The following is a 14,639-nucleotide window of genomic DNA, read 5'->3' on the forward strand; positions in this document are numbered from 1 at the left end:
CAAAAATATAATCGTACCGACCAGTTACTCGGAGTGTTGCGAGATAGCCGTGCGTTCCATTCGACGTTTCACCGCGCTGACTACCCCAATCTTTGCAAGCTGCTTCATTATTGCGGGGTGTGCGAGTATTCATGGCATCGCGCCTCGCGCCAAGCCGGTCGACGCCGGCCGGCTCGATGCGTCCCAAGCCGTGCGTGCAGCAAGCGTCGATGCACAGTGGCCGAGCGAGCAATGGTGGAGAATGTATCGCGATCCGCAGCTCGATCAGTGGATCACCGACGCGCTGGCCGGCTCGCCCAGTTTGGCGATGGCCCAGGATCGCGTACGGCAGGCGCAGGCGATGGCCGGCGTCGCGCGGGCCGATCTCGCGCCGCAACTCAACGGCAATCTGTCGATGACCAGACAGCACTGGCCCGACAATGTATTTTACGGTCCTGGGCCGCTAGCCAACGCCGATACGTGGAACAACACGATCGGACTGTCGTTGTCGTACAACCTAGACTTGTGGGGGCGCGATGAGAAGGCCGCCGAACGCGCACTCGATGCGGCGCGCATGCAGGCGGTCGATGCCCGGGCTGCGCAACTCGAACTCGAGGCCAACATCGTACGCGCCTACATCCAGCTGTCGCTCGCGTTCGCGCAACGGGACATCGCCGCGCAAGCGCTGGCGCACGAGCAGTCGATTGTCGACATTGCGCGACGGCGGCTGCAAGGCGGTATCGGTACCCAATTGGAACTTACGCAGGCACAAGCTCCGCTGCCCCAACGCGAACGCCAGATCGCGGCATTCGACGAACAGATCGCGCTCCTGCGCAACCAGCTTGCCGCGCTGGCCGGCAAAGGCCCGGGAGCGGGTGCCGCGCTGCAACGTCCGACGCTCTCGCTCCAGACACCGGTGAGTCTGCCATCCAATTTGCCTGCTGAGTTGCTCGGTCATCGGCCGGACGTGGTCGCCGCGCGTTGGCGCGTGGCCGCCAACGCGGCAGGTATCAACGTCGCCAGGGCCGCCTTCTATCCGAACGTCAATCTGCTGGCCTCGGTCGGCGGAATGTTCGTTGGCGGCGAGCCGCTGGCCTTTCTGCTGTCCCAGGCGCACGCTGCCACAGTGGGTCCAGCAGTATCACTGCCGATCTTCAACGGCGGGCGGCTGCGCGCCCAGCTGGATGCCGCCAGCGCCGGCTATGACCTGGCCGTCGATCAATACAATCAGACGCTGGTTGACGCATTAAAGGACATCGCGGACCAGATCGTCACGTTGAAATCGCTCGATGTCCAGCAGGATGCGGCGCAGCGCGCGGTCGCCATCGCCCAGCGCAGCTACGATCTGGCCTCCACCGGCTTTCGGCGCGGCTTGACCGACTACCTGTCCGTATTGAGCGCGCAAACCCAATTGTTGCAGGCACAACAGGACGCCGAGATCATCCACGCATCGAAGTTGGCGGCGCGCGCGTCGTTGACGGCCGCGCTGGGTGGCGGACTGGTCGATCCGGGCGACGGCCCGTCCGACGAGGATCCACGCGTGCCCAAGACCGTCGCCCGGCAGGCATCACAATGAGCAGCGCCACATCCGCACTGGCACGGTTAACGTCATCGTCCGCATGGCGCGACACGGTGCGCGACTGGTTACGCACCGACGGCCGGGTATGGATTTATATATTCAAGACCGTCGGCGCCGCGTTGCTTGCGCTGGGCGTGGCCATGAAGCTGGACTTGCCGCAACCGCGTACCGCGATGACGACCGTGTTCATCGTCATGCAGCCGCAAAGCGGGATGGTACTCGCCAAAAGTTTTTACCGGATCGTGGGGACCGTGGTCGGTTCGGTCGTGACGATCGCGCTGGTTTCACTATTTGCGCAACAGCGCGAGCTATTTTTGCTGTCGGTATCGGTCTGGGTGGGCGTTTGCACCTTTGGCGCGGCACGCAACCGCAACTTCCGCTCGTACGGGTTCGTGCTCGCCGGCTATACCGCCGCGCTGGTGGGCATTCCGGCCGCTCAGCATGCGGACGGTGCGTTTATGGCAGCCGTGACAAGGGTCACGGAGGTCACGCTGGGCATCCTGTGTGCCGGCACAGTCAGCGCGCTGGTGCTGCCCCAGCACACCGCCGACGCGATTCGCGCCACGGTCCGGGCGCGATACCTCGCGTTCGTCGAATTTGTATCGGACACGCTGGCGGGCCGAATTGATCGCTCTCGAGCCGCACGCACCAACGCGCGTTTTGCCGCCGATGTCGTCGGGTTGGAAGCGATGCGCAGCTTCGCGGTGTTCGAGGATCCGCGCAGCCGAATGCGCAGTGGCCGGCTGTCGCGGCTCAACACCGAGTTCATGAACGCTTCGACACGCTTTCATGCGTTACACCAGTTGATGAACCGGATCCGTGCAGGCGGACAGGTTCAGGTCGTCGAGGCGATCGAACCGTATTTTCGCGAAGTCGCGCCGCTAATGCTGAAGAAAAGCGGCGAACCCGTGCGCAACGCGGAGGATGCACAGCATGCGGCGACACAACTGCAGGCGTTCAAGCAGACCTTGCCGCGCCGCATACGGGATACCCGAGCGCAGCTCGAACAGCGTGAAGGCATCGCGCTGCTGGACTTCGACACCGCAGCCGAGTTGCTGTACCGATTTGTCGACGAGATGCACGCGTACGCGCTCACGTACGCGTCGCTGAGCACGGACCTTCATGAGCGCGAACACGATGCACAACGCTACATCCCGCGCACCCATACCGTGGCGGCGGGCGTGGCCGGCGTACGGGCGGCCATCGTGATGCTGTTGTTCGCCGCATTCTGGATTGGGACCGCCTGGCCCAGCGGCGGCATGGCGGTGTTGAACGCGGCTGCCACAAGCGCACTGGTCGCGTCGATGCCGCAGCCCGCCAAGAGCGCCGCGCAGATGGCGATGGGTACGATAATCGCAGTGCTCGCCGGTTTCATCGCGGTGTTCGGCATCTTCCCGCACCTGGACGGCTACGCGTTGCTGTGCGCCACCCTTGCTCCCTTGCTGATGTTCGGCGTACTGATGTCCACGCGTGCGGGCTGGGCCGCGTTTGGCATGGGCTATTGCGTATTCTTCTGTTTCCTGGCCGGCCCCGACAACGTCGTGCGCTACGACCCTTCGTCGTACTTGAACGATGCCATCGCGCTGATTGCCGCGATGCTCGTCGTCGCGCTGGTCAGTGCCGTACTGCTGCCGCCGGCCAGTCCGTGGCTGCACAAGCAACTGCAGCGGGCCCTGCTGCACCAAGTCGTGGACGCGTGCGACGCTCGACTGAGCCGGGCCCGCCAATACTTGGAAAGCGGCACGCGTGACCTGCTGCACCAGGCCAATGCGGTCACCGCGGATCGCCCGGACCTGCAAATGCGGATGCTATCGTGGACCTTTACCGTGCTCGAAGTCGGTCATGCCGTGATCGAACTACGCACGGAACTCGACCAACTCCCCGCCGATCCCCGCTATTCCGCCAACATGCCGTGGCGGCAAGCCGCGCAGCACATGCTGAACACACTGGCCGCCTTGTTCTCCGCACCCAGCCATCGACGGCTCGTCGACGCACGTGAGGCGACCGCAGCCAGTATCGACGCGACACTGGTCATGCTGCGCAGCGTGGCTGGGTTGCGCGATGACCGACACAGGTTGCAACGTACCTTAAGCTATTTGCATTTCATCCGGACCGCTCTACTCGATACCCAGTCCCCGCTCAGCGAGTTGACGCCCGGCCCGCATGGCCCTCACCGACGAGATACCACCCATGCCGCGTGACATCGCATTGTTCGACACCTACGTACCCATGGTCCTGCTCACCACGCTGGCCGGCGCCGCGTTGACGTGGGCGCTCGATCGCGTATTAGCCAACCTTGGCGTCTATCGTCTGTTCTGGCATCCGTCGCTCGCTCGCGCGAGCCTGCTCATCTGTATCGTCTGCCTGTTCGGGCTCGCCGTTTATCGTTGAATCAAAAGAATCGGACATGAAACTTCGCCGTATCTTCAGCTTCTTTGCGACTATCGCGATCTTCGCCATTACCGTGCTGCTCGGTCGCGCGTTGTGGGTCCACTACATGGATTCGCCATGGACCCGCGACGGACGTGTCAGGGCGGAGATCATCAATATCGCGCCGGACGTGTCGGGGCAGATTGTCGAGTTCCCGGTGCGGGACAATCAGTTCGTGCATCGCGGCGATGTCCTGATGCGCATCGATCCGGACCATTATCGCATCGCCGTCCAGCAAGCCGAGGCGCTGGTCGCGGCACGCAAGGCGGATCTGCAGATGCGCCGTGACGATGCCGCACGACGCCGCGATCTGGACGCGCTGGTTGTATCGAAGGAGAATCGCGAAAATGCCGTGATTCAGGCCGCTAGCGCCCAGGCCCAATATGAACAAGCGCTCGCGCAGCTCGCCGCGGCCAAGCTGAATCTGGAGCGCACGACCGTGGTCGCGCCGGTGGACGGCTATGTGACAAACCTGAATGCCTATCGCGGCGATTACGCCATCGCCGGGCAACCTAAGCTGGCGCTCGTCGACAGCCACTCGTTCTGGGTCTACGGCTATTTTGAGGAAACCAAGATCCCGCTGCTCAAGATCGGCGACCCAGCCGAGATGCAACTAATGAGCGGTGCGGTATTGAAGGGCCATGTCGAAGGGATCTCGCGCGGCATCGCCGACCGCGACAACCCGATGAGCCGTGAACTGCTTGCCGACGTCAACCCAACCTTCAACTGGGTCCGTCTCGCACAGCGTGTTCCAGTACGCATCCATATCGATCAAGTGCCCGACGGTTTGATCCTGTCCGCCGGCACGACCTGCACGGTGGTGGTCACGCCGGCCGCGGCAACCGACGCCGGGCCACGCACGTAGATTGCGCTAAATTCCGAACAACTGTAAGCGCTGGTGAGCAAGCTCGCCTGGCAGATGCTTGCACACGATCACGCGATCACCAACGTGCAATACCCCGGAAGCCGTGAACGACGGGCGGCTGGGCTTCGCGACATTTTCGCCAGATTGACTCCAACTCGACAATCCAAAATAAAAATGATCATTGGGGCGTGGCAGTGTTTTCCGCAGTGGCCATTGTTTCATGCTCAGCGCGAACAAGCGGATTGGACTGCTTCATAACGCAACACATTGCTTCGAATGACAACACAATGCGTATGACACACCCCAAGGAGAGCGCTTGAAAAATCGTCCTTTCGGACGCTGGTACGGTTCGTGCATCAACCCTTTGGCCGCAAGACGGTAAGCCCTCCAAAAACTCGGAGACGCAATGAGCTACCTAAACATCGCTGATCGTACCGACAGCTTTTTCGTTCCCTGCGTGACCCTCATCGGACCGGGTTGTGCACGCGAAACCGGTGCTCGAGCCAAGTCGCTCGGCGCGAAAAAGGCGCTTATCGTAACGGATGCCGGCCTGCACAAGATGGGGATCTCCGAGATCATCGCAGGCTACCTCCGTGAGGCTGGGCTTCAAGCCGTGATCTTTCCGGGTGCCGAACCCAATCCGACCGACATCAATGTCCACGACGGTGTCAACCTGTTCGAGGGAGAAGGTTGTGACTTCATCGTCTCGCTGGGGGGCGGCTCGTCGCACGACTGCGCAAAAGGCATCGGGCTGGTCACCGCCGGCGGCGGACATATCCGCGACTACGAAGGTATCGACAAATCAACGGTGCCCATGACGCCGTTGATTTCTATTAACACGACGGCCGGCACTGCGGCGGAGATGACGCGATTTCTGCATCATCACCAACTCAAGCAACCACGTCAAAATGGCCATCGTCGATTGGCGCTGTACCCCGCTTATTGCGATCGACGATCCGCGCCTGATGGTAGCGATGCCGCCGGCATTGACCGCCGCGACCGGCATGGACGCGTTGACCCACGCAGTGGAAGCCTACGTCTCCACCGCAGCCACGCCGATTACCGACGCGTGCGCCGAAAAGTCAATCGCTTTGATAGGCGAATGGTTGCCGAAAGCAGTCGCGAACGGCGAGTCCATGGAGGCACGTGCCGCGATGTGCTACGCGCAGTACCTCGCCGGCATGGCGTTCAACAATGCGTCGCTCGGCTATGTGCATGCGATGGCACATCAGCTCGGCGGGTTTTACAACCTGCCGCACGGAGTCTGCAATGCGATCCTGCTGCCGCACGTGTGCGAGTTCAACCTTATCGCCGCACCCTAGCGCTTTGCCACCATCGCTGCGCTGCTCGGCGTGAATACCGCCGGGCTCAGTACAGTTGACGCTGCGCGGGCTGCTGTAACGGCGATCCGGAACTTGTCCGCGTCCGTTGATATCCCGTCGGGCCTGGCTGGCCTGGGCGTGAAGGCACACGATCATGAAGTTATGGCTAGCAATGCGCAGAAGGACGCATGCATGCTGACCAATCCTCGCAAAGCAACCCTCGCTCAGGTCATCGCAATCTTCGAAGCCGCGATGTAAAGCGAATCCCGCATTCACCGGGGAAACGCAAGGAACAAAATAGCTGCATGCGAGCTTTGGCGGACCGGGCATTGAGCGCCGTGCTATCTCCATGCTGAAGAAGCATGTTGTTCGACATGTTCTACCATCGGGTGTCTGTGTCCATCGACTTCAAGATGGACGCGGCGCCCGCCCGTATACAAACGATGGCTTAAGACGGGGCTCACCAAGAGTTTGTAGTAGACCGTAAAGCGATGATGCAATAAGCGTTCAGTAAAACTAGAGATCGTGAATAACGCCGGAATGTCATTGCGGTTGCTTATCGATAAATGGTTCTCGCCCACTCTTGAGACGTCCATCCGAATTGCACGCTTCAGCCGCATGCATTCCAATCAGCGGCGCTACGTGTGCATAGAAGCCTCAAGGCCGATAGGCGTGCAGACCGTGTTCTTTTCCAGGCACGACGACGGCTCGTGGCAAGTGTTTCCGCCCGCGACGAAACGGCCTACGATGCGGGTGACCCAAGGCGGAATTTCATAATCACTCGGGCAGGAAGCCATAAGTCGATACGGTCGGACACCAGCTAGGCTCGACGGACCATGGCAGAAGGTTGGGTAATGGTGAGCGCTAGGCGGTCGTGGAGGAGCGCGCGCCACAGTGCACGCTGCTGGTGTACGTGGACAATGCGACGAGCCGGCTGCATTCAAATCTAGCCGGTTGATGCATACTTCGCAACGCTGCCTGCGATCAAATCGGCAGCATAACTGCCCCGGATGTTCCACTTAAAAATCTTGGAACACTGTCCGCACAACCGCGGCCCCTTCTTTTCGTCGAACACCGCTTAGCGCTTGATCGTCAAGTACATCAACGATACATTACTTGGTATCAGCGTAGAAATCTGACGCAAACTTGCGAGCGCAGTTTTTAAGCCACAGCCGGGCAGCGGAAAAGCGATACATAGTCGCCTCTACTAGGAGGGGAAATGAAGCGGAAACGGACATACTCGGAGTCGGAACCGATACACGCCTTGCCGAATAAACGCGCTCGACACTGGACAGAGCGAAGTCGGCAACGCAAGCTTTCGGAGCCCACGCCGGCATCAGATGCGCTACAGGATGAGCAGCAGCGCGATTTCCATCAGCGTACCATCGAATTAGTCCGCAAGAGCCTAGCGGGTTTCGCCCAGCCACCGCAGCGTCGATTACCCGAGCTGGAAGAAAAAAGCTTCTATTATGATGATCAGCACGATGCTAACAGGCCTGATATCGTTCATCAAGTAAAATATGGGCCTGCGGCCGATATCAGTGATGCGGATAAGCAGTGGCTTAAGCAATATTATGGTGAAGATGTTAGTAAGCGCTACACTCAATATAACTCGAAACGAATTTTTTATGCCGAGGCAGCACAACAAACGGGTCGCCCACTAACCCACCAGGAAGCTGCGGTGAATGAAGGCAAAGACCCTGGGTCGGCAAGTATTAACCATCTCATTGCGAGCGCAACCGGTCAGCATTTGATGAATCAAATGACATTACTGCACAGAGCGGGCGCGCAACAGTTCGAAGAAGCGGAAAAAGCGCAAAGTCAACAAGGTGATAATATCGGAGAGGATGAAGCTAAATCTATCTGGAAACAAAAACGGGCGGGGCTGGCAAAGCAGGCGGCAGCGATGGGCCGGCTGCGCGGGTTCGGCCGTGCAATTTTGGCCGATGAATATGCTCGCCATGGTTATGGTACTGAATTACGCGATGTGTGGGTTGCCACCGATTACAATGCCAATATTCTAAAACGCAACCGGATGGCTGCCGACATCCAAAGGGCTTTTGAGGGAAGGACGAAGGCGGATCGACTCCAAGCCTATAAAAGTTTTATGGCTAATACGTTCGACTCTACCGGCAATCTCCGGCTCGGTCACGGCAAAGGAAATGGCCGGGTCTCTACGGGTTTCGATATGCCGGTCACAGAGAAGTCAACACCGACACCTCGCGGACGACGTTTATTTGAAGCGAACTACAATTATGGCATGCCTGAAATGCAAGTATTGGGTAAGGTGGACAATTTTAAACCCGGCATGTTTACCACTGTCCAAAAAACAGGAGAGCCCGAACAAAATTTAACGAGTAGCCAATGGGCACCCCGTCCACCTAATTTATTTCAGCAGATCGCAAAATATATTGCTGCATCTAACACCCGTCTTGCAAAGCCCAGCACAGCGCGTGCAGATTTGTCGAACGCACAAGCAACCAACCACTTTTGGTTTGCTACTCTGCGCCAGAGAATGCAACCGCAAAAACTGCACGAGTTAATTGCGTGGACGCGATTTCGCTCTCCGCCAAACGATTTTTGATGCCGACAGGCTGCCCCACCTCATCGCCTAAAGAATCTTGGCGATGCCATTGAGCGTGCGCTCGGCCGCTGCCAGCGGCATATCCGCAAGGTTGCACGCTCGCTCGATTACGAGCACACTTGTCTCGCATTGCCGGCAATCGAATTGGCCTGGCGCGGCACCAACGTCGCGAACGAAAGAGCAACAAGCGCGGCTCACGCGCTATGAATCGATCCTTCGCTATCATCGAAGCGGCATGGCAATCCGAGCGATTGCGCACATCATGGCATTGAAGCGGCGTACAGTGCGGTACTGAATTCATGCCAGCGAGTTTTGCGAAAGAGCGCCGACAGGTTCGCTCTAAATACCGTCAACTCGTATACCGAATAATTGGACGATTCAACCAACCGCAAGATCTGTGCTCATCGATTTTGTTGAATCAAAGAAAGCGCCCGCTACGGCTGCTTACGCTCGCTCAATACCTTCCGGCGTGCCTTGCGCGTCTGACGCAACGCCTCGGTGATTACGCCAACATCTCCACGCGCCATTATCACAAAACCCAGTATCAAGGCATTGACCGCCACATGCGTCGGTTCCACCGGTGTGGAATACCATCCTGCACATACACGTACCGCCAAAATGCCATACACCGCGACCAACCAAAATCGTATCGCTCGTTCATACCAATTCAACGGACTGCGCCGGGGTACTGGCGCACTAAAGGCAAACAACAGAATCAGAAAAATCGCACTTGCCAATACCCCATTCATCCACAGCAGCAGCAAGTCCCATACGCTGTAGGCATTGAAGTACGCTATTGCCGATTTTATCATTTGTCTAACTCGCTATTCTTAGTGTCATTAACAGGCGTACTCCCAATGATCCGATAGGTCAACTGAGTCAACAGTTCCGGTACTATTTTCTCTGACCAATCCAGCAGTGTATTGGCCAGCGTCACGATCGCCGCCGTAGACAGAAACGCGGCAAGCCATTCCGGTAGCCCCACATACTGCTGCACTGACGAGGTCACCGAAAATCCGCCAATCACTGATACGCCGAAATATGCGATCTTGCGCGGCCACGAAGGCTCACGGCTATGCAGCAAAAAAATCAATGCACCGCACACTACCCCACTTATCAGGGTTAGGTCATCCTGTGTCCAGGCCCTTGAACTGAACACGGAAGGCACACGCAATAGTTCAAACCACCACGTCATGCTATACCTCTGCTATATGTTCGCGCATCCGGCATCCAGTTGATCGGACCGTGCATGCTATGCTTACAACTGTATCGCATGGACATTGTTTGGGCTGGCCATCTGGGCAACCAACGCATTTCGCTTAAGTGGTTGCCCGATCACCGTACGCTTGAATTTACACTATAGACTTGCGCTGATACCTCCTTTGGTGGCCAATCGTTCAAGACACTTTGTCATGGTACCGCCGACTGAAGCCCGGTCACGGGACACTCTGCGGTTTCAGGCCGCACCGCGCACACGTAAGCTTGCAAGGCCTTGAGCTTATCTATTTCTCGCTGGTCGTCGTCAGCGACCCGGAAAACGCGTTCTGCAACCGCTGGGTCGAGCTCTGCGTAGGTGGGGGAATCATTGCCCATTCCGGTGGCGGCGGCAAAGTCGGACACGTCACGGCTACGGGTTGAACAGTTGACGACGGCGACACGCAGCCGCTCAGTACCAGCAGCAAGAGCATTGCGCAAACGTTGATTTTCATTCTCATGGGCTTGACGCTCCTGACTCAGTTGTGCATCCAGCGTTTCAATCCGGCGGGCCTGGACCTCACGCATAGCGGTCGCTTTTTGTTGCGCGGCCAAGGCTGCGTCTGAAACCGCTTTCATTTGTTCGGCATGCTGCTCATGATCCCGGGCTCGCGCTGCTTGTTCTTCAGCCAGCCGTCTACCAGCGATGACCGAGCTTATGCTCCAACCCAAGGCAATCCCTACAATGAATAGAACACCATAGGGCGCGATCCATCTCAGCAAGTGCTGCATTGCACTCTCCCTAACCCGCGGCAGCTATGTTCCCCGCCTAAGGCACGTCGACTGCTATCTCAAAGGTTTCTGCTCCTGCCCGTATGCTAAACCCACCTCATGCGCTCATGTAGCCGGAACGCTAGATGGACTGAAAAAGGCAAAAACACTATATACCGCATTTGTCTCATTGCCCAAACGGATCATGACTTAAACCGCCATCATTGGAAGAGTTAGCAATGTAGGCACAGCGGCTATGCTTTAAAAACAAGCTGCCGTGAAACAATGCACTTGACATCGCTTAATTAAGTACGACTATGGCATCGTTACGGATACTTTAGCGATGCGCACAACAATGCAAAAATCATCAAATATTACTACGTATTGCATCTAATTTTGAAATAAATAGCTTGGGGCGGGAAGTACCTTTCATAGTCGATTCATTACCCAGCCAAACACGAATGCTTCGTCTTTCTCTCGTCTCTCTGCCAGCTCAATGTAACGCGCCCCTTGTAGGCTATTGAGTGCCTTGAGAAGCGCCACTTGCCCTGGCTCTTTGCGTTTGTCCAGAAAAGCTTTGAGCGCCGCGATTGTTTTGAGGCCTATCAAACCATCTACCATCATATCAGGGTAATCGCCCTGCCGACGATTGAACACATTGAGCACACGCTGCAGAAACTGTGCTGCCACCTGCGTGCCCATATTGACACCGGTATCAAATAATTCAAGCGCAATCGGCACCGATAGTGTGGCAACGTCCTCCAGATGCAGCTGCTCCCAATAGCGACGCCAATAGATGGCTTTGGCGGTTGCTAAGGGCAACAAGGTCATCGGACCCAAATACCCTTCTGCTCGCGCCACCGCCTCAGTAATGCCATAGAACGTTTCGCCGCCGCTATCATCAGAATGATTGGAGTAGCCTCCTTCTCGGGCCACCGTCTTTTCAAATGCATCATCAAACGCCGTCATGGCTTTGCTCCTGTTAATAAGATCGCCATACGCATCCTTCTTGAAAAATTCACTTGGGTCAACAGGCGGATGGGTTTAAACGATAAGCTGTTCAAAAAAACAAAACTATCGAATGCGACAGATACCAGTCCCGTTTGTCACGGCGACCACTGTGAGATCACAACTGATGGATCTCCCGGTAATCCCCCCATTTTTAACGGAGTCCGAAATTAGAAGCTATGCGGCCATGGCCAGCCGCTGTTTTGGCGTCAATCCGCCCAAGGCTATGTTCGGGCGGTCGTGATTGTAAGTCCACATCCAGTCTGTCGCGAACTGCTGCACGTGGTCGAGGTTTTTCCAGTGATACAGCGATAGCCATTCGTAACGCACGGTCCGGTTGAACCGCTCGACGTACGCATTCTGCTGCGGCCTGCCCGGCTGGATGTATTCGAGCTTGATCCCGATTTTCGCCGCCCACGCCGTGATCGCCACGCTCAGGTACGCCGGGCCGTTCACAACGAATCGCCGGAGGCTTGCCGCGCCAGCCGATGATCTGGTTCAGCGAACGTATCACACGCTCGGACGGCAGCGAGAAGTCGATCTCGATGCCCAGTGCCTCGCAGTTGAAGTCGTCGATCACGTTGAACAGCCGGATGCTGCGCCCGTCTGCCAGCTGGTCGTGCATGAAATCCATCGACCAGACCTGGTTCAATGCCGTCGGCACCGCCAGCGGCACGGGCGCCTGACGTACCAGCCGTCGCCTCGGTTTGATCCGCAAGTTCAACTCCAGCTCGCGATAGATCCGGTACACCCGCTTGTGATTCCAGCCATAGCCCTTCACGTTGCGCAAATACAGAAAGCACAAACCGAATCCCCATGTTCGATGGTTGTCCGTCAGACGCAGCGTCATTGGTCGCGAGTGGACACCCAAAGGTGAAACCATCGGCTGACCGTTTCCCTCCATCCGATGCGCTCAAGGACAGCGAGAATGCATGCCGAAGATCGGGTCAAGATGTCAGTGTCTGTTATCGCGACGGAGGGTGCCGTGAAGGCAGTAAATTGCGCACCTTCTGCGAGATAATCGTTCGAATCGTGCGAAACCTGGCGATAATGACTTGGAGAGGCGCTCGCAGCAGACTAAGCAGCTTCACGGCTTGCACGCCATTGAAGAATTTTTTGACTGTTATTCTATAAAAATTTTTTATGGTCAAACCGCCATAAATTGCGAAAAAGATATGATTACCCGTAATAAGGTCGGCCTACCGGCGTTTCCCAACCTCACATCACCGATTCCAACGCAGACGGATCGACGACGGTTCACTTTGGCCTGGGCGGACGGGCGCTGGTCAACCAGCTAGCATGCCAGTAACTTTGCTTGGGCCGGTACATTTGCTCATAATCAGGACCAAACCGCCATTTTTTCGAGTTAAAGATCTCATAGTGCGGGACTTCTCTGTCTTCCTTCCAAAACCGCACACGCTGCTTGACCTGCTCGGTTTTTTGATGCCGATACAGCCATCTCAGTTCACTGGATGTAATACTGGTCCCATGCCCTATCTTGCCTGCTACTGCACTGAGATTTTCATCAATGTCGTCCACAATAAAGTGAATGTTTTTTTGCCTGACCAGCAACTGGTACTCAAGCCCCGCCTTACTGGTTTTCTTCCATAACGCCTTACTCACCTCTAACGTTAATTGTTGGCTTGGTTTCACTTCGCTAGCAACATTGTAGCGGGGGTGGCGAGACAAAAATGTTTTGAATGCAATACCTCGCTGGGCATCAGCTAACGTCTTTTTGATACGCTTGTCGGACTGGTAAACGTAGGGCTTATCCAGCGGATCCCATACCGCATTTGTCAAGTCATTTTGAATCAGAATTCTTTTAGGCGGCAGCGCGTCCCGCTTTTGCGTGCCGCCGCTGCCTTGGCCTAAGTTACTAAACCCGGCTTGCTTTAACGTGTCCAGTGCGCGCTTTCTCGGCGCATCCAGACCATAAACAATATCCCCCTCTTGAAAGGCCGCTGCCAATTGTTGATACGGAATTTGTTCACCGTCGTGGCTCGCTTGCGAAGCAGACGAAAGTCTAGCCAACGCGGCTTGAATCGGTGCTAGTTTAAATGCCTGCGTTGACTCGTCCCCCCTCTCGGATAACCGCCTACTCGAGCGGCGCGAGGATTGATGCACTGCGTCCTGCTGAACGACGTTTGTTTTCATTTTCCGCTCCTCATGGATACGCTACGCTTGACACACACGCCGATGGAGAGTTGCTCGCCCACCGGCTCCGGCCCGATTCACATTGAGCGAGCTAGCCCGTTCGTCGATTTCAACACACGGTGAGATGATACGCGCATAGGCTAAACTATACCGCTGCATAGGATATGACACTTTAATGTTCGCGTGCTAGGTATGCACATTGTTGCGCGCAAAGTAAATTTGGACCACCTTTCAGTACAGTCGGTCTTTTTCGCTCGTGACGTTGCTCTGCCACGTGCAGCGTATTCAATTCGATCGCCGGGCTGTCTGGCGTCAACTACAAACGCCGCCGACGACAACTAAAATTGCCGCCCTATGCTGCTACCGGGGCCGACCCCGTCGGCTTGGCGCCGGCAGCTTTTGCCCGATAGCTTTCAACGCTCATCAAGTCGAGAATGACACTGTGATGGACGACGCAGTCGATGGCTGCGAGCGTGGTCATCGGATCCTTAAAGATGCGTTCCCACTCTGAGAACACGAGGTTTGTCGTGATGACGATGCTCTTGCGCTCGTAGCGCTCAGCGAGCAACGGAACAGCACCTCCATTTCATCTCGGTTATGCTGGACGTAGCCGATGTCGTCCAGAATGAGGCACTCGAAGCGATCCAGCTTTGCTAGTTCCTGCGGCAAACGCAGATCGCGCTTTGCTGCCAGTAGCCGCTGCACCAAGGCCCCCGTGGGTGTGAACAAGACCGGGTACCCTTGCTCGACGAG

General features: G+C 56.9%; 10 protein-coding genes and 3 pseudogenes. 6 read left to right on the forward strand and 7 right to left on the reverse strand.

Annotated features, from left to right (window positions below):
• Positions 1-49 precede the first annotated feature (49 nt).
• The 6 genes and pseudogenes from B0O95_RS12780 (at position 50) to B0O95_RS15630 (ending at position 8,759) form a co-directional block, all read left to right on the forward strand.
• Complete coding sequence (locus B0O95_RS12780) at positions 50-1,555, forward strand: efflux transporter outer membrane subunit (RefSeq protein ID WP_104078212.1); 1,506 nt, start codon at positions 50-52, stop codon at positions 1,553-1,555.
• On the forward strand, positions 1,552-3,759 hold the full coding sequence (locus B0O95_RS12785) for an FUSC family protein (protein ID WP_199180511.1): 2,208 nt from the start codon (positions 1,552-1,554) through the stop codon (positions 3,757-3,759). The genes B0O95_RS12780 and B0O95_RS12785 overlap by 4 nt, the downstream gene beginning before the upstream one ends.
• Positions 3,749-3,949 carry a DUF1656 domain-containing protein gene (locus B0O95_RS12790; protein WP_104078213.1) on the forward strand — a complete coding sequence of 67 codons (201 nt, stop codon included), beginning with the start codon at positions 3,749-3,751 and terminating at the stop codon, positions 3,947-3,949. The genes B0O95_RS12785 and B0O95_RS12790 overlap by 11 nt, the downstream gene beginning before the upstream one ends.
• Before the next feature lie 16 nt (positions 3,950-3,965).
• Positions 3,966-4,853, forward strand: a complete 888-nt coding sequence (locus B0O95_RS12795; protein WP_104078214.1) for an efflux RND transporter periplasmic adaptor subunit — start codon at positions 3,966-3,968, stop codon at positions 4,851-4,853.
• A 406-nt stretch (positions 4,854-5,259) separates the two neighbouring features.
• Positions 5,260-6,433 (forward strand): annotated as a pseudogene (gene mdh / locus B0O95_RS12805) (iron-dependent methanol dehydrogenase).
• Between the two features lie 961 nt (positions 6,434-7,394).
• Positions 7,395-8,759: a hypothetical protein gene (locus B0O95_RS15630; RefSeq protein ID WP_146064073.1), complete on the forward strand. Its 1,365-nt coding sequence runs from the start codon at positions 7,395-7,397 to the stop codon at positions 8,757-8,759.
• A 434-nt stretch (positions 8,760-9,193) separates the two neighbouring features.
• Here the strand turns inward: B0O95_RS15630 and B0O95_RS12820 are convergent, their stop codons facing one another.
• The 7 genes and pseudogenes from B0O95_RS12820 to B0O95_RS12850 all read right to left on the reverse strand — a co-directional run bounded on the left by B0O95_RS12820 (position 9,194) and on the right by B0O95_RS12850 (position 14,591).
• Positions 9,194-9,571, reverse strand: a complete 378-nt coding sequence (locus tag B0O95_RS12820) for a hypothetical protein (protein ID WP_104078218.1) — start codon at positions 9,569-9,571, stop codon at positions 9,194-9,196.
• Positions 9,568-9,954, reverse strand: coding sequence for a putative holin (locus B0O95_RS12825; protein ID WP_104078219.1), 387 nt, complete (start codon positions 9,952-9,954; stop codon positions 9,568-9,570). The genes B0O95_RS12820 and B0O95_RS12825 overlap by 4 nt, the downstream gene beginning before the upstream one ends.
• A 215-nt stretch (positions 9,955-10,169) precedes the next feature.
• Positions 10,170-10,745, reverse strand: coding sequence for a lysis system i-spanin subunit Rz (locus tag B0O95_RS12830; protein WP_104078220.1), 576 nt, complete (start codon positions 10,743-10,745; stop codon positions 10,170-10,172).
• 408 nt (positions 10,746-11,153) lie between these two features.
• Positions 11,154-11,693: a glycoside hydrolase family 108 protein gene (locus B0O95_RS12835; RefSeq protein ID WP_104078221.1), complete on the reverse strand. Its 540-nt coding sequence runs from the start codon at positions 11,691-11,693 to the stop codon at positions 11,154-11,156.
• A 216-nt stretch (positions 11,694-11,909) separates the two neighbouring features.
• A pseudogene (locus B0O95_RS12840) lies at positions 11,910-12,576 on the reverse strand (IS3 family transposase); the annotation flags it as partial.
• Positions 12,577-12,989: 413 nt separating this feature from the next.
• A complete protein-coding gene (locus B0O95_RS12845) occupies positions 12,990-13,886 on the reverse strand; it encodes a hypothetical protein (RefSeq protein WP_104078222.1) in 897 nt (298 codons plus the stop codon).
• A 352-nt stretch (positions 13,887-14,238) separates the two neighbouring features.
• Positions 14,239-14,591: pseudogene (locus tag B0O95_RS12850) on the reverse strand (ATP-binding protein).
• Positions 14,592-14,639 lie beyond the last annotated feature (48 nt).

Source organism: Mycetohabitans endofungorum, from assembly GCF_002927045.1.
GTDB classification, from domain to species: domain Bacteria; phylum Pseudomonadota; class Gammaproteobacteria; order Burkholderiales; family Burkholderiaceae; genus Mycetohabitans; species Mycetohabitans endofungorum.